Consider the following 22,758-nt stretch of genomic DNA (forward strand, 5'->3'; position numbering starts at 1 on the left):
AAAAGGAATGCATACAGAAGTGTAATGAAATCGTATACACTAAGTTTGCAAGAGACAGAGAGATTATATACGAGGTGATAGCAGTGGATGAGTATCAAGAAATCATAATGGAGATCATTACAAATTCAGGTGTCGCCAAAAGCAAGGCGATGGAAGCCATCCTTCTCGCCCAAAAAGGGCAAACTGAGCGAGCTCAAGCCTGTCTTCAAGAAGGCAAAGACGAACTGGTTAAAGCGCATAGGGCGCAAACCCGTTTAATCCAGTCGGAAGCAGGCGGAACCGCCCATGAAGTTACACTGCTGATGGTGCATGCCCAGGATCATCTAATGTCGGCGATCACGACGCGGGATTTGGCCGAACATATCGTGGAGCTTTACAACAGACTAAATCACCTGTAAGAGGAGGACAAACAATGAAACAAATTACGTTGGTTTGTGCGGCAGGAATGTCGACCAGTATGCTTGTGCAGAAAATGAAGAAGTCCGCGGAGGCGCAAAAACTTGAAGTTGAAATCAGAGCTACTTCCGAAAGTTCTTTTAAAGAGTACGCGGATAAGACGGACGTGCTATTGATCGGGCCGCAGGTCGGTTACCTGGAAGGCGACTTCAAAGCAAAATATGAACCTCAAGGCATCAAAGTGAGCGTTATTAATACGATGGACTACGGGATGATGAACGGAGAAAAAGTACTTGCCGACGCATTGGCCCTTTAAGTTTCAGCGCTTAATCCATACAAATGGAAGCGTTCTCTAGCATCTCACTATGAAGCCTGGAGCAGGAGTTGAAAATAATGAACAATCAACCAAAGTTCTCGCACAAATTGCAAAGAGCGGCCGGGAAAATTCAGCAAAACCGTTATATGAGCGCCATTTCCAACGGGCTGATGTCCACCCTTCCCTTCTTGATCATCGGCGCCTTCGCCACGCTTTTCTCCGCGCTGGCGTGGGAGCCCTATCAGAACTTCATCGCGCCGGTGAAGGGCATTATCGGCCTGGCCTCAACGATGACGACCGGGATTATCGCAGTGTACGCGGTGTTCTTCATCGCTTACAGACTGGCTCAAGCTTTCGACAAGGACCCGCTGCTTCCCGCGGCTACCGCCTTGCTTTCGTTTTTAATCGTTACCCCCGTTCAGACTTTTGATACGGTACGGGCGCTGCCGATGCAATGGCTGGGGGCGCAGGGTTTATTCGTCGCCATGATCGTCGGCCTGCTCGCCTCGCGCCTGTACATCTGGATTGTCGACCGCAATTGGACGATCAAAATGCCCGACAGCGTTCCGCCAACCGTGGTTAAAACCTTTTCCGGACTGATTCCCGCCATTCTGGTGGCTCTATTATTCGTCATTGTGGCCGGCGTGTTCATGCAAACTTCCTTCGGCACGGTCCATGACTTTATCTACACGTATCTGCAGGTGCCGCTGGAAGGACTCGGCGGATCGCTGGGGGCTTTGATCGCCGCGGTGCTGATTATGCAGGCGTTGTGGATGTTCGGTATCCATGGGGCCATCGTTATCCTGGCGATCGTAAAACCGATTTGGATGAGCCTGGATTTGGCCAACCTGGAGGCGTTTCAAGCCGGGGCTCCGCTGCCGAACATTATCGGCGTGGCTTTCTGGTCCATCTTCTGCAACTACGCGCCGATGCTTGGGTTTGCCCTGCTGCTGGTGTTTATGGCCAAAAGCAAACAGCTGCGCACCATCGGTAAGCTTGGCCTTCCGGGCACCTTCTTCTCGATTCACGAACCGCTGATCTTCGGGATACCGGTCGTATTGAATCCGATACTGGCCATTCCGTTTGTCGCAGCTCCTCTTGTGTGCGCGGTGCTTGGATATGTGGCCACCACGATCGGCTTGCTGCCGGCGCCAATCGGAATTTATCCGCCGTTTGGCACACCGATTGTTGCGCTTGGTTTTATTGAGGGCAGCTGGAAATTGGCCGCGGCGCAGCTGGTGCTGATTCCGATTTGCATGCTGATCTACTATCCGTTCTTCCGGGCGCTGGACAAACAGCTCCTGAATAAAGAACGCGAAGCTGAGGAAAAGAATGAGGGTGCCGACGTGGCCTCGGTAAGTCCGGTTACCCCATAATAGGATTATAAAACGAAAAACGGCGGGCGACTTTAATCATCCGCCGTTTTTCGCCATTACGATAGCTGGAGTGAAACCCTATGATCAAACTTGGAATATCCGAAAACAAACGTTATTTCGTTAATGGAGAAGCACCGTTTTTCTATTTGGCCGATACCGTCTGGAGCGCATTTACCAATATCACCCTGGAGGAATGGGCCTACTATCTGGATTACCGCAAACAGCAGGGCTTTAATGTACTGCAGATTAATTTGCTGCGGCAATGGGATGCCAGCGGCAGCGAGCTAAAGTTTGAGCCTTTCGCCAGCGATGCGGACGGAAGTTATAACTTTTTTGAATTAAACGAGTCCTATTTCGACAGGGCGGAAACGATGGTGCAAGTGGCCGTAGAAAAAGGTTTTGTCCCCGCGCTTGTCCTGTTATGGTGCAATTATATTCCGGACACCTGGGCTTCCAAGCTTCGTGAAGAGAAAAAAATGCCCCTGGAAGCAGTGGAGCCCTACGTCCGTTATGCGGCCAACCGGTTTTCCAAATATCACCCGATCTATGTGGTCAGCGGCGATACCGATTTTCCTTCCGAACGCGCCAAGCAATATTACTTAACTGCGCTGCGGACCGTGAAACAGCATAGTCCGCAGTGTTTGACCACCCTGCATATCCAAGGCAGGCTGGCGATGCTGCCCGATGAATTCTCCGTAAGTCCCGATCTCGATTTCTATATGTTCCAGTCCGGCCATAACTCGCAATTTCAAGCTACGGCGTATACGCTGGCGCTGGAGTTTTACAATAAGCCTGATACCCGGCCGGCGATCAATTCCGAACCGTGTTATGAGCAGATGGGCTACAGCCGGCGGGTTTATGGCCGCTTTACCCGGGCCGATGTCCGCAAAGCGGCCTGGCAAAGCCTTCTTTCCGGGGCCGGAGCGGGAGTGACTTACGGGGCGCACGGGATTTGGAGCTGGCATCAGAAAGGCCAGCGCTTCGGCGTGACCGGCGAAGGTTTCGACAGCCCTTACGATTGGCGGTCCGCGCTCAAATTTGAAGGCGCCTGGGATTACGGGTTTGCCAAACGGCTGTTTGAGCTATACGGCCTGACCGATTTACGCCCTTGGAACATTATCCTGAAGAACACGGAGGAGATTCGCGCGGCCGCCACCGCCGACTTCAGCAAGGTGGCCGTTTATGTGCCGGTCAACACCGTACTGAAACTGGATGCGGACCTCAGCGATTACGAATTTACGCTTATTGACCTGGAACACCGGCGTTTCGCGGTCCCTCAGGTTACCGTCCGGGAGAACACCACTATGATTGAAATGCACGATTTTGAAGCGGATGTTCTGTTGATTGGCAGCAAGAAATGATTTTGTTTCACAATGAATGTTTGTTTCACAATGAATGATTGTTATTTTGTGGATAATCATGTATATTGTGAAATATAGTAAATTGCATATGGATCGACACTAGGGGTGCCACAAGGCTGAGACGAATGTAAATTCGGACCCTTTGAACCTGAACTGGTTAATACCTGCGTAGGGAAGTGGAGAGTTAAGAACGGATTTATGCCTGTCATGGCTTATTTTTCCGTTATTGTTCTTAGCCGCCCTCCTTCAGGAGGGCGGTTTTTTTAAATAGAGGAACTTTAGGGTCTTATTTTCCGAATTTGACCCTGTTCACCACCATAGGGGAATTTTTGGGTCTTATTTTTCGATGAACACGTCGAAAGGCGGCCTTTCGCCACTAAATCGTGAAAATAGCTCCATAAAATTCCCCTATTGCACGCAACATGGGGATATCGGCTGAAATAGCGCCCTTTTTTCCTTTATGCTGTCACCCGAGATTTTCAATAGACTAATTTTGCCGTTTTCTCAAGTCTTCACTCGCATCATGCTAACGTTATTTCCAGAATCGTCTACTAGGAGTGATATCCGCCTGATGAACCGTTTCCCATCCTATGCTGCGCCTGAACTTCATTTTATATCGACCGCTGGAATCCGTATCCATGAAATGCTGAGGGTGTCGGCGGCTGTTCTTCCTTATGTCGATTACATTCATTTACGCGATAAACAGCTTTCGGCCAAAAAGCAGTTTGAGATGGTAAAGCTGATGTGCCAAGCGGGGGTGCCGCTGGAAAAAATCGTCATCAACGACCGGCTGGACGTTGCGCTGGCCGCGGGCGCGGCAAATATTCAACTGGCGGGCCACAGTCTTCCGGCGGCTTCCGCACGCTCTCTTGCCCAAGGAATGCGAATGGGATGTTCCGTTCATTCCGCCGAAGAAGCGGCCCTGGCCGCGAGCGAAGGAGCGGATTACTGTCTTTTTGGCCATGTCTATGATTCGTCCAGCAAACCCGGCCTTCCCGGGCGCGGGCTTAACATGCTGGCGGAGGCCTGCGCTCGCTGCCCTGTTCCGGTCATTGCCATCGGAGGAATACGGCCGGATAACGCGGGGGATGTCATCCTTAGCGGCGCACAAGGGATTGCTGTTCTGTCCGGCCTCTACTCTTCCGCGGACCCGGCGGCGGAGGCCCAAGCATATCGCGACGCCATCCATGCCGCGTGGCTTGAGAGGAGGTGAAGACGTTGCAGGTACATCTAAATGGTAGGGACACCATGCTGAGAGAAGATTGCGTTACGGTGGATGATTTATTAACTGACAGCCCGTGGAATAGGGAAAGAATTTTGGTTGAGCTGAATGGGACGGTTGTCCGAAAAGAGGCGTACCCCAGTACCCGGCTGTCCGAGGGGGATCGCATTGAACTTGTACATTTTGTAGGGGGAGGCTGATAAGCATGGAAGATGTATTTCACATTGGCGGCAAGACGTTGTCCAGCCGATTATTTATCGGCACCGGCAAATATAACCGGAACGCGCTGATTCCCGAAGTGATCGCAAGGTCGGGAGCGGAAGTGATTACCGTAGCGTTAAGGCGGGTTAACCCGGACTGGGAGGAGGAAAATCTTCTTCACCATATTCCCCCGCATATGACGCTTCTGCCGAACACCCCCGGGCGGCGGATATGGGCCATTGGATCAAATTAGAGGTGATTAATGATCAGAGATATCTGCTTCCGGACAATATGGAGACGATCAGAGCCACGGAAGTGCTGGCCGCCGAAGGATTCGCGGTGTTTCCTTATATGAACCCGGATCTGACGGCTTCCTTCCGGCTAAGGGACGCGGGCGCTGTGGCGGTCATGCCGCTCGGGTCGCCCATCGGCAGCAACAGGGGCCTTCGCACCAAAGAGCTGATCGGCATGATGATCGAAGAAGCGGGGCTGCCTGTCATCGTGGACGCCGGAATCGGCCGGCCTTCGGAAGCCGCGGAAGCGATGGAAATGGGAGCCGCCGCCGTTCTACTGAACACGGCTATTGCCACCGCACGCGATCCGCTTGGTATGGCGGAAGCGTTTCGCGGTGCGGTGGCGGCGGGCAGACAGGCCTATTTGGCGGGATTGGGCCCGATGCAGCAAGAAGCCGTTGCCTCCTCCCCATTAACCGGATTCCTGGACGAATAGGAGCGGACGAATGAGTTTTTATAACAAGCTATTGTCGTTGGAACAGTTTCCCTTTCAGGAGCGCTGGCCGCAATATTCCGATGCGGATATTAGGCGGGTGCTGGCAAAGCGGAAAATAAATGAAGAAGATTTGCTCGTTTTGCTGTCCCCGGCGGCCGGGAAACATCTGGAAGAAATGGCCCAGATGGCCCGGCAAGTGACCCGGAGCCAGTTCGGTCATACCATACAGCTGTTCACCCCGATGTATGTGTCCGATTTCTGCGTGAATCACTGCGAATATTGCAGCTTCAGCTCTATCTACGATTTTCCGCGCAGGAAATTGAATATGCAAGAAGTCGAGCGGGAAGCGGCCGCGATCGCCTCTACCGGCACCCGCCATATTTTGCTGTTGACGGGCGAATCGCGCAAAGACTCTCCGGCCGGCTATATTAAGGATTGCGTTAAGGTTTTGCGCGGGTATTTTGCTTCGATCGGCATTGAAGTAAATCCCATGTCCCTCGCCGAATACCGGGAGCTGGCCGAAGCGGGCGTTGACAGTTTGACCGTCTTTCAGGAAGTGTATCACCGGGAAACGTACGGGAAGCTGCATATTAAAGGCCCCAAACGTAATTTTAAAAACCGCCTTGACGCGCCGGAGCGCGGCTGTGCAGCGGGATTTCGTTCCGTAAATATCGGCGCATTGCTCGGTTTATATGATTGGCGGCAGGAGGCGTTTATTACGGCGCTGCATGCCAATTATCTTCAGCAGAAGTACCCCGACTGCGAAATCAGCTTGTCAATCCCGAGATTCCGCCCTTTTCTGGGAGACTTTCATCCGGCAGCGGAGGTGACGGACAGGGCGCTGGTGCAGATTATTGCCGCTTATCGCCTCTTTTTGCCCCGGGCCGGCATCACCTTGTCCAGCAGAGAACCCGTTCCATTACGCGATAAATTGGTGCATCTCGGGGTGACCAAGATATCGGCGGGCGTGTCCACGGCGGTCGGGGGTCACACCGATGCCGGAGGAACGCCGCAATTTGAAATCTCGGACGGGCGCAGCGTGCCGGAAATCCGTGAGATGCTGTATCAAAACGGGTTGCAGCCGGTTTTTAAAGATTGGGATGTTCTTGTTTGAGAGATAGTCGGGTAGTGGATACACCAGGAAGCGGCGTGGTTCATTAGCTGGACGCGCGCCGCTTCCTTTAATTTTTTGGAGTCCGTCGTATACCTTCTAGAGTCCTTTACGTATCACACATGAAGTCAATCAAGGTTATCTGCAAAAGACCGGGTATTACAAGTTAGGCGAATAATTTGGATTAGCCAGCATTTGAGAAACGATATAAACGAGGTCACCGTCATTGACATAACCATCTATGATCTGATCAGCATTGTGCAATACGGTGTCCGTATCTGCCGCTGCTTTCCCGTAATAATATCCATCGATTGCAAGGTCAACGAGCGTGTATTCCCCAGATTTGTTAACGTCCACTAAAGGTGCTTCCTCAACGGTTACGGTGTCGAGCAAACAGTTTTCTTCGTCCAAGTCAAATTCCCGCTCTATGTCCGCAATTCTTCCTTTCAGGGCATCTACATCGCCCGTGCCTGTTGCTATTGCCCTAAATTTAAGTTTTACAATGACCGTATCTTCATTAATGCCATAGTCTTTCCCTTGGCTGGCGATGATAAAGCGGATGCTACCGTTTTTATCTACGGGATCATTATAAACCTTGTAACCCGTTACTTCCTCGTATCCTACGAATTCAAAAAGGCCGGTATCATAGTTAATAGTGAAGTCCTCAGCATATATATTCTCCACGTTTTTCAAGGAAATGTTTGCTACAAACTCTTGACCAACGACCACCTTTTCGTCATCAATAGTCACATAGAGAGTTGGATCGGCAAGAGCCGCTGCCGGTGTTGCCGCTACCTCATTGGAATAACCGGACTCCAACCCATCCTCCATTGCGGACACAACGAAGTAATAGGTTGCGCCGTTCGTCAGCCCGGGGATCGTGTAGTCTCCATAAACAACTGATGTTACACTTACTGAGCTTGTATATTTTCCTGATTCCATACCGTAGTATATGGTGTAGCTGTCCGCACCTTCAACCGTTTCCCAGGACAAGGTTGCATTGCTATCCCCGGCTGTGGCTTCGAGATTAAGAGGCGCATCCGGAACGGTATTATAAAAATTCAACTCCGCCACTTGGTACGTAATTGTGCTGGCCTGATAAACCATAACCTTTGATACATTCGTAAAAGCTTTCGGAAAATTGTAGATATTGCTATCTCCTTTAATCACCTGCTTGGAAAAACTCCCGATTATAGTGCCGTTGCTGTTATAAAACAGCATATATATGGGCCCGTTATTATAATTAAGTATTTGCATTTTGTATGCACTGATTACTGTGGGGCTGGCAAATTGATAAATGAGCATATCTTTTACGGAAGCGTCACTGCGTTCATGAACCAGATTAAAATATGTGGACTCATTATCGTCTGTAACTAACGTGGTAGATCCCAAAATGTTATCGATTCTTGATCCCGTTTTTATTGTCTTTCCATTCAGAAGTCCGACAGGATCGTCTTTCGCCTGTACAAGTGATGTCATTAAAAATGAAGCACACAACACCAATAATAGTGATATAATAGCCTTTCTTACCCATTTCACCGCCACAAGTTATTCCTCCCTACTGTATTAACTTACAACTCAATAGTAGAAAATTCCCAGGAATCTTGTCCAAACATTATTATACATATTTATAATAATATGTAATATTATAGAAAAATTAATTTTAAATGGAAGAGATTTTATGAAACAAAAAATATTCGTTAGGCCAATACATAGACATACATGCACCTTTAACGCTTTATTTTCGGAACTTGTCATAGATCTTCTGAATCCCTTTACGAACTACATTGGAACGAGTCGTTTTCAGCGCCTGACTTTTTAATCTATCTACTTCCGCCTCCTCACCCATCCGCTAAACTTATTTTTTCTGTCCGGTAGCTGTCCGTTTCATGCACATCAAAGACAACATAGGATGGCTTAGAAAATCACCTCACAAAAAAGGAAGGGATGGCGGTGCCTAAAGTTACTGTGCTTCTCCCAACTTACAATTCGTCGCGCTATATTCTTAGATCCGCACAGAGTATTTTGGATCAAACATTGAAAGATTTTGAATTTATCATCATTGACGACGGATCACAGGATGACACCTTAGCGAAACTGCAGCAGTTGAAGGACCCTAGGATTCGTCTCATAAGTCACAAGACAAATAGGGGGCTAATTTATTCCCTCAATCAGGGCATTGAAATGGCCGGCGGGGAGTATATCGCCAGAATGGACGCCGATGATCTCTCTCTTCCAAAGCGATTGGAGCGCCAGGTCGCATATCTCGACACCCACCCCGATGTTGGGGTTTTGGGAGGGCTGATGAAATGGCTGCATAACCGCGAGCTTATCCCCAAACCGGTCACCCATGATGGAATCCGCTGCTGGCAGCTGTTTCACCCATGCCTTTGCCACCCTACCGTGATGATGCGTACAAGCGTGCTGCAAAATCACGGCTTTCGTTATGACGAACAATATAAACACGCCGAGGATTATGAGTTGTGGGAACGGCTTGGCCAAGTCACCCGGTTGGCGAATTTGCCCTATTGCGTTCTTTATTACAGGTCCCATGAAGGACAAGTATCAAGACAACACCGGTCCATCCAAGAGCAGAGTTTAAAAAAGGTGCAATATCGGCAGTTGCGCATGATCGGCATTACGCCAACGGAAGAAGAGTATACGCTGCATATGCAGCTGGGCCATTTTCATGTCCCGGTGTATCACGCCGAGTCTTATGAAACAGCCGTAGATTGGGTCGGCAAAGTGATCCGGCACAATCATGACGCTAAAGTTTACGATGCGCAGACCCTTCATAGCGTGCTAAACAGATGCTTAATCTACTCGGGCCGACTTCCGGAGGGGGTTTACGAATCGGACTAGTAGACGGTATCAAAATAATGTAAGTATGGGGGAGTGTTGGGCATCTCTTGCAGAGTAGAGGTGGAGGTTATGGAAAAACGGCCAAGCTAGGCTGTTAAAAACTCTAGCGAGAACATAAGGGGAAAAAATGGCGCTATTTCAGCGAGATCACCCATTCTGAGAGAAATAGAGGATATTTATGGCGCTATTTTCTCAAACCGCAGGGTGGTGATTGCTTTTTACACCATGCATTGGAGAATAAGACTATAAAAATCCTCTATTGGTGATGAACATGCTCCCTTCCGGAAAATAGGACCATAAAGTTCCGCTATTTTTATGAGGGGCTACCTGCATGCTGAGAATTTCCGGATCATTTCACTAGTTTTCCACGATCAACTCCCGGACATCGCGGCGCATCGTTTGCGGAACCTCCCGCGTAGGGCGGCCGATGCGGACGAGCATCTGAATGGTCTCTCCGCCGGTAGCATATTCACGGTGGATGCCATCGTACAGCTCCTTCATCTCGGCATACTCTTCCAGCGCCTGGCTGAGCGGCTGCATCGCCAGCCCCAAACGGTGCGCTTCCAGGATCAATTGACTGTACGCGATGCCGCTTTCGATTTGACTCGTGCGGCTGTTGCCGCTCGAAAGGATCATCACGTAAGCGGAGGTGCCGGAGACCGACTCTTCGGCGGTCTGCACATACCGATCGGCCGCGGCTTGCCCGGCGTTCATCGACGGGAACAAGGTAACCAACGCCTGTACAACATGCCGCATGATGCCGGACGTTCCCTGCCCCTCCACGGAAAAGCCGTACCGGTCACTGTTTTTCTCGCGTTCATTGGCGCGGAAAATCGCACCGGCCTCCTCCATCACGCGGCTTACGCTCGCTTCGGCCGCGGCGGCTCTGAGCGCGTAGCTTCCCAGCTTGCGCACATCTTCCTCGTCCTGGTACACCTTGAAGGTGATGCCGTCCTCGACGCTCAAGCGCTCGAGCGCTTTGACCTCTTCCAGGGTAAGCTTGCCCGGCTGATACGCCAGTCTGTTTGTATCCGGCAAGAACAGGAAGTCATATAACGGCTCGCTTTGAGGGACCGTTTGTTCCAGCTCGATCCTTGCCGCCGGTTTGGCGTCCATGCTTGCCCGCAGGTTTCCTTCGTCATATCCGCCATGCGGGAACAAAGTGACGGATGTTACGTAACCCAACTGCCGTCCGGCCACCCGCACATACTCCAAAAACGTGCCCTGGCTGACCATCATTTGCCTTGAAAGCGGGTCCGCTTGTTCGGACAGACGCTTACTATCGGCGTACAGATAAAAAGCCAGCGGATCGCTGTCGTCAAGCTTGATCTTCCACGGCTGCATGTTATGTCCGCTGGCCGCCAGCAAACCATGGGCGGCAAGGCGGACACGCGGGTCGTCAAACTGCTGCGCCGTATTTTTTTGCCAAGGCTCCAAATATTCGGCGGGCTTATACGCTCCGCTAACCAGCAGCAGTCCCGCAAAGGCTGCCAGACCTAAACCTGCGATCCCCGCTATTGCTATCAACAAGGCTCTTCTCCCCCTTTGCCGGCTCATTGGACCTTTCTTTCCCGCCCGGACTGAATGGACGAAATAATCAGCGCAATCGATTCCGAAACCAATTCCTCCGCCGTTGCGCCGTAATAGCTCTGCATATATTTTTCCTTCTTGCTTGCGGTGTTAAAAACGCCGATAATACAGGCCCATGAAACCAACGCCGTTTTGACCGGATCAAGATCCGCGCGGACGGAACCCTCCGCTATTCCTTTTTTCAGCAAGCCTATTAAGGTTCCCATGATCTCTTCGCCGAGCGCATAACACTCTTCCTGGGACGCATCCGGGATTCCTTTTTGAAAATCGCGTTCACCGGTTTCATATTCCATAATCGCCTTAAAATAGTCCGGAAACGTACGGTTGAACCGGTACATCGTCCAGCCCATCCGCCTGATCGCTTCAATCGCGTCCGCAAAATCCCCGTTGTTCAAATCCTCCTGCAGCATGCCGATCAGCCGTCTGTAACCCCGGATCATGATTTCAAAATAAATTTGTTCCTTGCCGGTGAAGTAGATGTATACCGTTCTTTTACTGAATTCCGCCGCCTTGGCTACATCATCCATGGTGGCCGAATAGTACCCTTTTTCGAAAAAAACCTTCTCCGCCGCTTCGATGATGTCGTTTCGGCGGATTTCCTGTTCCTTCTGTCTTCGTTCCTGAGTCCCCAATAGGCTCCCTCCTACAGTTTGCACATGTATGCAATAAAGTAAACTCTAAGTTTACTTTATATTGATATGGATGCCCTTGTCAATCGCTCCCTTCCCAAAAAGGGCAAACAAAAAGCACAAACGCCGCTGACGGAATTTGTACCCGTATATCGCAGCATTTGTGCCTGTAAATCGCAATAACAATAACATTTAATTTGCTTGAGGCCTACGCCTCACAGTGTTATGTCCAAAACCTCCGACTCCTTATCGTAGCTTAAGTTTGCTTTTAATCCTTTGGCAACGGCTTGCGCCGGGACATACGTAACACCTTCGATGATCTTCGGGGCGGCGCCGATCGTTTCTTGAACGCCATTATAGAACACCGTTGTACTTCCGATCGTTAGTGTGATCTTATTGTCGTCTTTGGAGACGCCGATCGTTTGGGAATCGGGATCCCAGGTCGTTGACGCCCCCAAACTTTTCGCCAATTCGCGCAGTGGAACGAGGTTCGTATTTTGAATCATGATGGGAGAATGCTCCAATGACACCTGCTCGCCGTTTACTTTCAACGTCAAATTTGTCGTTTGATAGGCGGGAGCGGCAGGCTTGCTGCTCGTTTTCTTGTTCGCCGACTGTTTCTTCGAAGTAGAACTGCTTTTTGTACTCGACCCGGATTTACTGCTGCTGGATTTACTGCCGCCGGACTTGGAGCTTGAACCTCCGCCATTATGATAATGGTACTCCCCGTACTCCAGCCCCCACTTCTCGCAGTTGGTCCGGCACGTATGGCCTCCATTGGCATCGGTACGGCCCGGATGCGCATCGGCAGGGGCAGCGCTTGCCGCAACCATCATGATCGCCATACTCAAGACAACAATACGCTTTCTCATGAATTCTACCTCCCGGATAATTTTTCCTATTTAATAGTAACATAGACTTGGTTGATTATGCCGAAAAAACGGAATTCAACTGGTGGAGGCCAGTTCCAACAGACCACAGCGCCTTTTTTCGCCGAAATCAAGCGCTTTCAGAACGTAACGACACCAGAGACCTTATTTAGCACTAGCGTTGCATAAACTTTTGCTCAAGATTTCCCGTAAAAGCTGACCGGAAATCTAACGGTTGTAACAGCGGCTATTTTCCGAAAAAAGACCTTTTCTAAATTCTAACGGTTGTGAGCGTTGTTATTTGCCTGAATCTAAGCAAAAATAGCCGGATTTAAGTGAAATAAGGGTCATGGCAACCGTTAGAGTTTGAAATCAACGTTTTTGGAACAAATAGTGCTTGTGGCATCCGTTAGAAAATTTGTGTGGCTAGTAAATGTATCTTGTCAGATCAGATTTGATGCAACGCTAGTGCTTATTTAGCAATTAACGCCGGATTTCGCTCCATTTCGGGCAAATAAGGGCACTCAGGTCCGTTAGCCGCACGCGATCGGCCACCCGTCGCCGAGGCCAGATGACAACTCGCGACTCCCCCGACTAGGCCAGCAAGCAACTCGGCAACTCACCGATTCAACGGCAAACCCACAAAGCGGCTCTATTAGTCAACAAGCAACTCGCAACAAGCAACTCGGCAACAAGCCCACTCTGCTAACCAACTACTCGATTGCTGCACCCGTACCGGATTCTTTCGCTGCCTGCAAGGCGCCCCCAGCTCCCGCCGACCTTATCCAATCGGCGATTTCCTCGTTTTTCATCGGCTTGCCGTAGAAAAAACCTTGCATGACGTGACAGCCCAATTGCGTCAAAAAATCGATGTGCTCTTTGTCTTCCACGCCTTCGGCGACCACATCCAGCCGCAGCTTCTCCGCCATCAAGACGATCGCTTTAATGATAGCACGCTTGCTGGGGGACTCCAGGTCACCGATAAACAGACGGTCCAGCTTGAGCGCGTCGATCGGAATCCGGTCGAGCAGCCCGATCGACGAATATCCTGTGCCGAAGTCGTCCATGGACACCCGCACTCCCAACTGCCGCACCGCTTCCAGTTGCCGGACGATTTCGTTGATGTCGTAAAGCACCATGGATTCCGTGATTTCCAGCTCCAGCATGTCCGGAGCGAGAGCCGCCTCCGCTAGCGCGCTTTGCACCATATCGATCAAGCTATCGGTATGAAACAGGCGCCCGGACAAATTCACGGAAACCGGCTGGCCGATTCCCTGACTCTGCCAAACCTTGCATTGGCGGCAGGCTTCCTCCATGGTCCAGCGGGTGATCGGAACGATCAGCCCCGTTTCTTCGGCAAGCGGAATGAATTCCGTCGGCGTAACGGTCCCCAAACGGGGGTGCTGCCAGCGGAGCAAAGCCTCAAACCCCGCCATCCGATGCATTTTCACATTCCATTTCGGCTGGTATTCGATATAGAACTGGCGCTGCTCCAGCGCAAGCTGCAAATCTTTTTCCAACTCCATTTTGCGGACCTCTTTAACGCCCATTTCGTCGGTGTAAACCGAGTACTGGTTTTTGCCCAAGCCTTTGGCCTTGTACATTGCCGTATCGGCGGTCTTGAGCAGGACGGAGCGGTCGGACTCCCGGATCGAACCAACGCTGATGCCGATGCTCCCCGTGACGTACAGCTCGTTCCCCTCCACCCGGACCACTTTCTTGATGCTCTTTAAAATTTCCCCCGCCAGTTGTTCGGCTTGCTCCCGCTCACACCCTCTTACGATGAACAGAAATTCGTCGCCCCCGATCCGAAAAGCCTGCCGGTCCGGGCGAACAAACTGCTGCAGGCGATGTCCCACTTCCTGTACGAGCAAATCGCCGACATTGTGGCCCAATGTATCGTTAATCGCTTTGAACTGGTCCAAATCGATAAACAGGACCGCCAAGGTCTCCTTACCCGTATATTTGTCAAAAAACCGGTTCATCTCGTTGCGGTTGGGAAGTCCCGTGATGGCATCCATGTAGGCCATTTTTTCAAGGACGTGACGGTCAAAAAACATCGCTCCCCAGGACACCAGCAGAATGATGAATATCGTCACGGTGACGGCAAACAGCAAGTAGATATCCATGGAAGAATCGTGAGTTATATTTATATCTCCGGCAACGTGAAACTGCGCCGCTCTCATTCCCGTATAATGCATCCCGCAAATCGCAAAGCCCATCACGATCGCGGACAGCCATTTCGGCCAACTGAACGCTTTCTGGCTGCGAAATCGTAAAAACAAAAGCAGCGCCGCGTAGGATGCGGCTATCGCGATGACCACCGACAACGCCCACAGCGTTTTATCGTACGACAGCTTCACCGGCATGATCATCGCTTCCATTCCGATGTAATGCATCGCCACGATCCCGGCCCCCATTATAAGGCCGCCGATGGCAATAGGGTAGCGCTTGACGTCGTTAGGCATGGTGATATAAAACGCGATAAATGACGAGGTTACGCTGGCTCCCATCGACAGTAAGGTGAGCCACGGATCGTATTTCATGGGAACATGCAGATGAAACGCCAGCATTCCCACAAAATGCATGGACCAGACGCCGCTTCCCATGACAAGCGAGCCGCCGAGCAGCCAGAACAACCTCATTTTTCCGTCAGCGAACGAAATTTTGGCGGCAATGCTTAACGCAGAGTACGATGCCAATATCGCGATGGCTGCCGATAGCGCGACAATATAATAGTTGTAGCTGCCTTCCATCATCATTTTGCTGCCCCGACTTTCTGAGATGTGATCTCCAATAACAAAGTATCATCTCATCATACCACACCGACCTCTACAAATTCTGAACAATAAGTATAACGGCCAAATAAATATAACCCGCACGCGAACGTACGGGCATCTATGATCATTCTCCACTCCACAGCTTCACACGGTCTTTGACGAATTGTCCATAAGCCTCTTCCATCTCGCGGACCCCCGCTTTTTCCAGCTCGGCCATGTAGTCGTCCCAGATTTGGTCGAACCTGCTCGGGTCGGCCATAATCGCTTCCGGGATGCGCTTCCAGGTGATGTCCCGCATTTTGGTCCCGAGAATCGCGGCCGTGCTGTCGCTGGGCAAAGCGATGTTGTAAACGGCGCCGGCCTTTCTTTCCGGGAACTCCTCCTCCTTCGGGAACAGATCGCGCCAGTGCTCGATGCCGTAAGCGGCGAGCGCCTCTTTTTCCGGTTCGCTGTAGGTAGCCGTCAGCAGTTCGGAATTTGATTTCGTAAAATAATTGCCGCTCGAATCCTTGATCCCGTCCCCGTAATGCACCATCAGGTTCCAGTATAAGCCGATGCCCGATTCTTTCGTGTAGGCGTTGCCTTGGCTCTCCATCTTTTGCTGGATTTCCGCTGGAACAATGCGTTTGCCGTCCTGCACCACGTAATCGGTGCCTTCGATGCCCCAGTTGTTCAGAATTTGGCCTTCCTCGGATGCCAGGAAGTCGAGAAACTTAATCGCGGCCACCGGGTCTTTGCATTTGCTGGAGATCGCGATGCCGTATCCGCCGTCAAAACCGGCCGGCCAGAAGCTCGTGTCTTTATATTCCTTGGTCAGTGTAACCGGGTAATGCCCGTAAGTTTGGTCGTATTTGCCGGCCGCTTTCAGCGCCTGCTGGGATTCGCCGAAATCCCAGGCGGGATCGATCAGTCCAAGCACGCGCCCCGAGGCGACCTTCGCTCTGAACTGGTCCGTTTTTTGCACAAAGCTCTCCGGGTCCAGCAGCCCGATATCGTTCATATGGTTGAGCCAGCGGAAATATTCCCGTTCCTCCGGGCGGCGGAAATGATAGGTGACGTCAAACGTTTCCTGGTTCACGTAATATTCCCCGTCATCCGGCGCGCCGGTCGTCATGAAACCCGAATTCGTCACCTGGTACATGTGCCAATCGTCGGCGTTAAGCGTAAGGCCGATATTTTTGTTGCCGTTTTCGTCCGTCGGGTATTTGGCCAAATAGTCCTTGATCACCTTCTCGTAGTCCTCGACCGTGCGGATTTCCGGATACCCCGCTTCCTTGACGACGCGATGCTGCAATTCGAACCCGCCTTCCGCCTTGAACTTCCGTTCATCCACCGCAGACCACGTCGGGATCGCGTAAATAGCCGGATCGTCCAGGCTGTATTTGATGCGGACGATTTTGTCGCCCAGCATCTTTTTGATATTCGGGGCGTGCTGGTCGATCAACTCCGTTAAATCAAGCACGGCGCCGACATCGATCAGCTTGCCGAGGTCCGATTTGGCGGCGATCAGATCGGGCACGTCCCCGGTAGCCGCCATGATCGAGACCTTCTGCACGGGATCGCCGACCGCAAACTCGGCATCGAGAACCACTCCGGTTTTTTCCGTAAGCACCTTGCCGACCCGGTCCTGCATATTATTCCAGTTGCTGCTCGGATCTTCGGAAAAATAGGTCAAGGTGACCGGTCCGGAACGGTTTGAACTCTGCCCGCCGCTCTGATCCGCCCCGTTTGTCCCGCTCCCGGACGTTCCCGCAGTTCCCCCGCCGCAGCCGGCAAGCTGGCCCAGCAGCAGGAAACATCCCAGCAGCAGCGCCGCCACCTTGGTCTTTTTTGCCTTCAACATGCGATATCACTCCTTTTTTTGTGCTCAATATCAGCTTTTCACGGCCCCCAGGGTCATCCCTTTAACGAAATATTTTTGCAGGAAAGGATAAACGACCAGGATCGGCACCGTCGCGATGATCGTGATCGCCATTTTGATGGAATCCGGCGAGATTTGCGCCATCAACTGCGACATGTTCTCCCCGCGAATGTTGTTCACGTTCGTCGTCGTGCTCTGCAGCACTTTCATCAGTTCATACTGCAGCGTCGTCAAAGCATCGTTCGAACCGTTGTACAAATACGTATCAAACCAGGAATTCCACTGGCCGACCGCCAGGAACAACGCGACGGTGGCGAGCGCCGGCTTGCACAGCGGCAGGATGACGCGCCAGTAAATCGTAAAATCGTTGGCCCCGTCCAGCTTGGCCGATTCCTGCAGCGCATACGGAATGCCGTCGATAAACGAGCGAATGACGAAAATATTGAATGCGCTTACAAGCCCCGGAAGGATATACACAGCGAACGTGTTGATCAAATCCAGATTGCGGATCAAGATGAACCCCGGAATCAAGCCGCCGGAAACGTACATCGTGATCGCGAGGTACGTGGATACGAACTTTCTTCCCTGAAAATCGCTCCGGGCCAGCGTATAGGCGACCATGGAGCCGCTGACCAGGCCGGCGGCGGTTCCAACGACGGTCCGCAGGACGGAGATTTTAAACCCGGTCACCAAACCGCCGTAGCTGAATATCTGCTTGTAGTTTTCCAGCGTGAACTCGCGCGGATAGATGGTAATGCCGCCGCGCACCGTATCCACCGAATCGTTAAACGAGATCGCCAGCACGTTCAAAAACGGATACAGCGTAGCCACCGTAATCAGGGAAATCAGCAAATACACCACGCCGTCAAAAATCCAGTCCGAAAGCGGCCTGGAAGCCCGTTTGCCCGCTTTGCCCCTGATGGGCGCCGAGGTTTTGGCCGTTTCCACGTTCAACTCCCCCTTTCCGTTTTACATAATGCTCTCGTTCGTAAATTTTTTGAACGTTCCGTTGGCAATGAACAACAGCAGCAGGCTGATCACCGAGTTGAAGATGTTGATCGCCGTACCAAACGAATAACGGCCCATCGACAACCCGTAGTTAAGGGCGTACAAATCGAGCACCTCCGAATAGTCGCTGACCATATGGTTGCCGAGCAGGAACTGCTTCTCGAACCCGATTCCGATCAGATGCCCGATCGACATAATGAGCAGCACAACGATCGTCGGCCGGATGCCCGGCAGCGTGATATGCCACATCTGCTTCAGCCGGCTGGCTCCGTCCACCCGGGCCGCTTCGTACAGCTCCGGCCCGATGCCGGCGATCGCCGCCAAATAGATGATCGCGTTCCAGCCTGTCTCTTTCCACACATCGGCGGCCGTCACGATCCCCCAAAACATCTCCCCCTTGGCCATAAACTGAACCGGCTGGTCGATCAGGCCCAACTGGACCAAAATCGCGTTGACGACCCCGCCGTCGGTGGACAGCATTTTGCTCACGATGCCGGCGGCCACAACCCAGGACACAAAATGCGGCAAATAGGAGACCGTCTGCACGAACCGCTTCATCGCCTGAACCCGGACTTCGTTGAGCAGCAGGGCGAACAAGACCGGAAACACGAACCCCGCGACCAGGCCCATCAGGCTCATCGCCAGCGTATTTCTTAACACAAGATAAAAATGTCCGTCCCGGAACAGCGCCTCGAAATGCTCCAGCCCCACCCACTTTTGCTGCCAGAAGCTTTTGCCCGGCTTGTAGTTTTGGAAGGCCATCGTCCAGCCCCAGAGAGGCAAATATTGAAACACGAACACCCAGATCACAAACGGAAACGACATCAGGTACAAATACTTCTGGCTCTTGAACACCTTCCACCTTTGCGGCTTCCGGCCCAAGCTGCCGCCGGTCCGCGGCTCGGCTGTTACCGTTTTCATTTTTCTTCCCCTCCCTCCTCGCGTTTATTGTATTTCATCCGAACCGCCCTGGGACATACAGGAAATTTCGGGGATTTCACCCGCTAATTTAGACGGCTTTCCGAAAGTTTCAGCGTTTTCACCCATCCGGTGGGTGCCGGAATTCGGAAGGAGAACGTCCCTCCAGCTTTTTAAATTTCTCGTAAAAATAGTTCACATTGGCGTATCCGACCCGTTCCGCGGCCTCATACACCTTCATGCCCCGGGCCAGCAGCTCCTTCGCTTTTTGAATCCTCACTTGATCCAGATAAGCGTTGAAATACTCTCCGGTCTTCTTCTTGAACAGCTGCCCCAGATAAGCGCTGCTGTAATTAAACAGGCCGGCCAGCATCTCCAGCCGGAGATTTTCGTGATAATGGCGGTGGATAAAGTCGAGCAGCCTTTTGATGTCCTGATCCTGGCCGGGGGAGTCCGCGGAAAGGGCAAGCTTTTCGAGAAACCGCAATACGTAGTCGAACAGCCCGCGAATATGCCTTTGCTCGTAAATCCCGCTCAAAAACGCGGCCGGCGCAAGCACATCTTCGGGTTTGGCCCGCAGTTCCGGAGGAACTTTGCGGATCACCTCGTTTGCCGCCTGAAACAACCTCTGCTTAATCTCCGCCTCTCCGCTTCCCTCGGCCACCCACTGCCGCAAGGCGGCCTCCAGCAGCGGCTCCAAAGCCCCGGCATTGCCGACATCCACGAAGTAAAACAGCCGGAACGCCAGCTCCCCTTCATCCAGCCGTTCTTCGTAAGGCCCGTTCCGCGGGATTTCGGCAAAATCCCGGCGCGAATCCGGACCTAACATGTTTCCGGGCTCGTAAAAAAAGCTCCGCCCCAGGAGCGTTTCGGCCGCCTTGTACGATTCCCCGATGCGCTGAAGCTCGTGCACGGCTCCCCCGGCCGCGGCGTCCACCGGCGCATCCGCCTCGCCCGCCAGCATCCGCAGCTCGCGGTAAAGCCGCTTGCGGCCGGAGTCGCCCCGCAGCGGCCCATTAACCAAAAGCACGGTATAAGGAGCGATCCCGAACACGATGCCCCGGCCGCCGGCCGTAAAGGCGGAAGCCAGCTTAGCCCGGAAATGCAGGAGGGCTTCCGCCTGTTCCCGCTCGGCAACGCCCAGCCGCACAAGCACGATTTCATACCGGGGCCATAGCATCCCGGTTTGTCCGGCCATTTCCCGTACCTTTTCCTCGTCTTCCCGGATCTGTCCGGTCAGCAGGGAGTAAACCAGCCATTCCTTCGTCAGCACGCCGCTTTTGATCCAATCCTCCCGCTGTTCCTGCGCCAGTTTATGATTTAATTGCCGCAGCTTGGCGGTTAATTCCTCCTTGTTGACCGGCTTCAGCAAATAGCCGTCCGCCCCGAATTCCAGCGCTTTGCGCGCATATTCGAAATCGGCATACCCGCTTAAAATCAGGAAATGCGGCGATAAACCCAAGAAGTGTATTTCCTGAATCAAATGCAGCCCGTCCATGCCGGGCATGCGAATGTCGACGATCAGCAGATCGGGGACATTCCCCTGGAATAAACGGAGTGCTTCAATTCCGCTTGCCGCCGTGGCCGTCACTTCATAACCCAAGCTCTCCCACGGAATCAGCGTTTTTAAACCCGACCGCAGCTTCGGCTCATCATCCACAATCATTACTTGATACATCCTTGGTCCCTCCCGGTATGTAAAATGAAACTCTGGTACCTTCTCCCCGCTTGCTTTCGATATGCAGGCCATACGCTTCCCCATAAGACAGCTTAAGCCGGTCATGAACGTTGCGCAGTCCGATCCGGCTCGCGCCATCCGTTTCCTGCGGCTCGTTTAGCTCCCGGTCAATCCGGGACAGCCGCTCCGGCTCCATTCCCGCGCCGTCATCCCGAATCTCCACCATTACCTTATCTTTGGCGGCGCTGGCATGAATGCGGATCAATGTCGCCCCTTCCTCCTTGTTCTCCAATCCGTGAATGATCGAGTTTTCAACCAGTGGCTGGATGACCAAAGGCGGGAGTTTGGCGCCTTCGGCCCCCGGCTCAATATCCAGTTCATAAATCAGCTTCTCCTCATAACGGAATTTCTGGAGCTCCAAATAACATACGGCCATATCCAGCTCTTCCTTTAAAGGGATCTGTTCGTTGCCGATCTCCAGACTGCTGCGGATCATATGGCTTAGCTGCCAGACGGCCTGGGAAATATCCTCCTCGCCGCGGAGATGGGCTTCCATCCGAATCGATTCCAGCGTATTGAACAGAAAATGCGGATTGATTTGACTGGCCAGCATTTTAAACTTGATTTCATTTTGCTTTTGTTCAAGCCGCCGTTTCTGGCGGTGGGTTTCCTGCACTTCCGACATCAGTTGGCCGAGCCTTACGACGAGCGCGTTGAATTGCCGGGACAACTGGCCGATTTCGTCCTTGCCGTCGATGTCGAGATACGTATTCCATGAACCGGTGCCCACCTTGGACATCTGTTTGCTGAGCCGCAGCAGCCGGCCTGTGATCAGCGAGGCGGAGGCATAAACCAGCAGAATGGCGGCCAGCATGCTGGCGGCAATGACGATCGTCGCCTGTACAATCACCCGGTTCGTGTCCTTGACGATTTCCGCTTCCGAAAACACCGAAATGATTCTCAGGCCGTTCCAGCTGCTCTGCGGAACCAGGCTGGCGATGACGACTTTCGAAGGCTGCCCCTCCAGCCAGGCGTCGAAGCTGCCCGCCGCTTGCGTAAGCACATTGCGGTCGACATGCACGTCGGACAGGTTTTTGCCGTACATACCGGGGCGGTTCGCGGCCACGATATTATTGTCGTCATCGACAATCATGGTCGAAAACGACTCCTGCGCGAGAATGGAATTCAGCAGCGAGGAATTCACGTTAACGACCAGAACGCATTCCTGCTTCCGGTTATCCAGCGTAATTTTCCGCGTTAGGCTAAGGTAGCGGGTCTGATCGCGCTCGTCCTCAATGTAGCTCCAGCCGGCCAGTCCCTTTTGGTCAAGGGCGTTCTTGTACCAGGCGGATTGCTCCGTCGCGGCGTCCGGCTGCATGAACTCCCAGTTGTTCAGGATCGTCGGATTGGGCGTATACAGCCGGATACCCTTCACTTCTTTATAAAGCCGCAGAAAATCGCGAATATCCGTGTACTGCCTAAAAGATTGGATGACCTCGGTATAACTGCCGTAATTCCGTCCGGCCACCAGCTTCATGCGGCTGTCGTTGGAGAGCTGGTAGGAAATGTCCAGGGGTACCTTGATGACTTCCTCGGTTCTTTTTTTGACGCGGTCCACATTGCTTTCCGCCTGCTCGAAGGCCTCCCTGATCATCACTGCGCGCAGCTTGGCGGTGAGGAACACCCCGCTGATCAACAGCGGGATCATCGATACCGCGATGAAGATAAGCGACAATTTTTTCCGCAGCTGCATGTCATTCAAGGCCCTGACGAGAAACACCAACATGCAAAACCTCCTTTTTGACGTAAAATCACAGAAACGCAAACACCCCTTTAGCAGTAAAGGGGGAT

18 protein-coding genes, 1 pseudogene and 1 riboswitch are annotated in these 22,758 nt (G+C 52.3%); of the genes and pseudogenes, 9 read left to right on the plus strand and 10 right to left on the minus strand.

The window, feature by feature from the left end; translation table 11 throughout:
• Positions 1-83 precede the first annotated feature (83 nt).
• From EHV15_RS30500 to thiH, 8 genes and pseudogenes are all read left to right on the plus strand, one after another.
• A complete protein-coding gene (locus EHV15_RS30500) occupies positions 84-398 on the plus strand; it encodes a PTS lactose/cellobiose transporter subunit IIA (RefSeq protein ID WP_128634569.1) in 315 nt (104 codons plus the stop codon).
• A gap of 14 nt (positions 399-412) precedes the next feature.
• Positions 413-712 (plus strand): PTS sugar transporter subunit IIB, encoded by a 300-nt coding sequence (locus tag EHV15_RS30505; protein ID WP_128634570.1) that lies wholly within the window; start codon positions 413-415, stop codon positions 710-712.
• 77 nt (positions 713-789) lie between these two features.
• Entirely contained in the window at positions 790-2,088 is a 1,299-nt protein-coding gene (locus EHV15_RS30510; protein ID WP_128634571.1) for a PTS sugar transporter subunit IIC, read from the plus strand.
• 80 nt (positions 2,089-2,168) lie between these two features.
• On the plus strand, positions 2,169-3,449 hold the full coding sequence (locus tag EHV15_RS30515; protein WP_128634572.1) for a glycoside hydrolase family 140 protein: 1,281 nt from the start codon (positions 2,169-2,171) through the stop codon (positions 3,447-3,449).
• A 91-nt stretch (positions 3,450-3,540) separates the two neighbouring features.
• Positions 3,541-3,641: riboswitch (TPP riboswitch) on the plus strand.
• Positions 3,642-4,020: 379 nt separating this feature from the next.
• Positions 4,021-4,662 (plus strand): thiamine phosphate synthase, encoded by a 642-nt coding sequence (locus EHV15_RS30520; RefSeq protein WP_178075994.1) that lies wholly within the window; start codon positions 4,021-4,023, stop codon positions 4,660-4,662.
• Positions 4,659-4,871 (plus strand): sulfur carrier protein ThiS, encoded by a 213-nt coding sequence (gene thiS, locus EHV15_RS30525; protein WP_128634574.1) that lies wholly within the window; start codon positions 4,659-4,661, stop codon positions 4,869-4,871. The genes EHV15_RS30520 and thiS overlap by 4 nt, the downstream gene beginning before the upstream one ends.
• Positions 4,872-4,876: 5 nt before the next feature.
• Positions 4,877-5,601, plus strand: a pseudogene (locus tag EHV15_RS30530) (thiazole synthase).
• A 10-nt stretch (positions 5,602-5,611) separates the two neighbouring features.
• Positions 5,612-6,715 carry a 2-iminoacetate synthase ThiH gene (thiH, locus tag EHV15_RS30535; RefSeq protein WP_128634575.1) on the plus strand — a complete coding sequence of 368 codons (1,104 nt, stop codon included), beginning with the start codon at positions 5,612-5,614 and terminating at the stop codon, positions 6,713-6,715.
• Between the two features lie 156 nt (positions 6,716-6,871).
• Here the strand turns inward: thiH and EHV15_RS30540 are convergent, their stop codons facing one another.
• Complete coding sequence (locus tag EHV15_RS30540) at positions 6,872-8,257, minus strand: cohesin domain-containing protein (RefSeq protein WP_246061828.1); 1,386 nt, start codon at positions 8,255-8,257, stop codon at positions 6,872-6,874.
• Positions 8,258-8,665: 408 nt separating this feature from the next.
• Between EHV15_RS30540 and EHV15_RS30545 the strand changes: the two genes are divergently transcribed.
• Positions 8,666-9,574: a glycosyltransferase family 2 protein gene (locus EHV15_RS30545; protein ID WP_178075995.1), complete on the plus strand. Its 909-nt coding sequence runs from the start codon at positions 8,666-8,668 to the stop codon at positions 9,572-9,574.
• 357 nt (positions 9,575-9,931) lie between these two features.
• Here EHV15_RS30545 and EHV15_RS30550 read toward each other — a convergent pair whose 3' ends face one another.
• The 9 genes from EHV15_RS30550 to EHV15_RS30590 all read right to left on the minus strand — a co-directional run bounded on the left by EHV15_RS30550 (position 9,932) and on the right by EHV15_RS30590 (position 22,687).
• A complete protein-coding gene (locus tag EHV15_RS30550) occupies positions 9,932-11,104 on the minus strand; it encodes an Acg family FMN-binding oxidoreductase (protein WP_246061829.1) in 1,173 nt (390 codons plus the stop codon).
• 23 nt (positions 11,105-11,127) lie between these two features.
• A complete protein-coding gene (locus EHV15_RS30555) occupies positions 11,128-11,796 on the minus strand; it encodes a TetR/AcrR family transcriptional regulator (RefSeq protein WP_128634578.1) in 669 nt (222 codons plus the stop codon).
• A gap of 212 nt (positions 11,797-12,008) precedes the next feature.
• Positions 12,009-12,665, minus strand: coding sequence for a copper amine oxidase N-terminal domain-containing protein (locus tag EHV15_RS30560; RefSeq protein ID WP_128634579.1), 657 nt, complete (start codon positions 12,663-12,665; stop codon positions 12,009-12,011).
• Between the two features lie 710 nt (positions 12,666-13,375).
• Positions 13,376-15,418 carry a bifunctional diguanylate cyclase/phosphodiesterase gene (locus EHV15_RS30565; RefSeq protein WP_128635621.1) on the minus strand — a complete coding sequence of 681 codons (2,043 nt, stop codon included), beginning with the start codon at positions 15,416-15,418 and terminating at the stop codon, positions 13,376-13,378.
• Between the two features lie 148 nt (positions 15,419-15,566).
• A complete protein-coding gene (locus EHV15_RS30570; RefSeq protein ID WP_128634580.1) occupies positions 15,567-17,285 on the minus strand; it encodes an ABC transporter substrate-binding protein in 1,719 nt (572 codons plus the stop codon).
• A gap of 30 nt (positions 17,286-17,315) precedes the next feature.
• On the minus strand, positions 17,316-18,176 hold the full coding sequence (locus EHV15_RS30575; protein ID WP_425464494.1) for a carbohydrate ABC transporter permease: 861 nt from the start codon (positions 18,174-18,176) through the stop codon (positions 17,316-17,318).
• A gap of 96 nt (positions 18,177-18,272) precedes the next feature.
• A complete protein-coding gene (locus tag EHV15_RS30580) occupies positions 18,273-19,232 on the minus strand; it encodes an ABC transporter permease (protein ID WP_128634582.1) in 960 nt (319 codons plus the stop codon).
• A gap of 118 nt (positions 19,233-19,350) precedes the next feature.
• Positions 19,351-20,907 (minus strand): response regulator transcription factor, encoded by a 1,557-nt coding sequence (locus tag EHV15_RS30585; protein ID WP_178075996.1) that lies wholly within the window; start codon positions 20,905-20,907, stop codon positions 19,351-19,353.
• The gene (locus tag EHV15_RS30590) at positions 20,882-22,687 is read right to left on the minus strand and encodes a cache domain-containing sensor histidine kinase (protein WP_128635622.1); all 1,806 of its coding nucleotides are present in this window, start codon (positions 22,685-22,687) and stop codon (positions 20,882-20,884) included. Before EHV15_RS30590 ends, EHV15_RS30585 begins: the two co-directional genes overlap by 26 nt.
• Positions 22,688-22,758: the final 71 nt, after the last annotated feature.

The sequence above is a fragment of the Paenibacillus oralis genome (assembly GCF_003863965.1).
GTDB classification, from domain to species: domain Bacteria; phylum Bacillota; class Bacilli; order Paenibacillales; family Paenibacillaceae; genus Fontibacillus; species Fontibacillus oralis.

Coding starts and splice junctions, on each gene's coding strand:
- EHV15_RS30505 (WP_128634570.1), top strand. CDS start 413: ATGAAACAAATTACGTTGGTTTGTGCGGCAGGAATGTCGACCAGTATG.
- EHV15_RS30510 (WP_128634571.1), top strand. CDS start 790: ATGAACAATCAACCAAAGTTCTCGCACAAATTGCAAAGAGCGGCCGGG.
- EHV15_RS30515 (WP_128634572.1), top strand. CDS start 2,169: ATGATCAAACTTGGAATATCCGAAAACAAACGTTATTTCGTTAATGGA.
- EHV15_RS30520 (WP_178075994.1), top strand. CDS start 4,021: ATGAACCGTTTCCCATCCTATGCTGCGCCTGAACTTCATTTTATATCG.
- thiH (WP_128634575.1), top strand. CDS start 5,612: ATGAGTTTTTATAACAAGCTATTGTCGTTGGAACAGTTTCCCTTTCAG.
- EHV15_RS30560 (WP_128634579.1), bottom strand. CDS start 12,665: ATGAGAAAGCGTATTGTTGTCTTGAGTATGGCGATCATGATGGTTGCG.
- EHV15_RS30565 (WP_128635621.1), bottom strand. CDS start 15,418: ATGGAAGGCAGCTACAACTATTATATTGTCGCGCTATCGGCAGCCATC.
- EHV15_RS30570 (WP_128634580.1), bottom strand. CDS start 17,285: ATGTTGAAGGCAAAAAAGACCAAGGTGGCGGCGCTGCTGCTGGGATGT.
- EHV15_RS30580 (WP_128634582.1), bottom strand. CDS start 19,232: ATGAAAACGGTAACAGCCGAGCCGCGGACCGGCGGCAGCTTGGGCCGG.
- EHV15_RS30585 (WP_178075996.1), bottom strand. CDS start 20,907: ATGTATCAAGTAATGATTGTGGATGATGAGCCGAAGCTGCGGTCGGGT.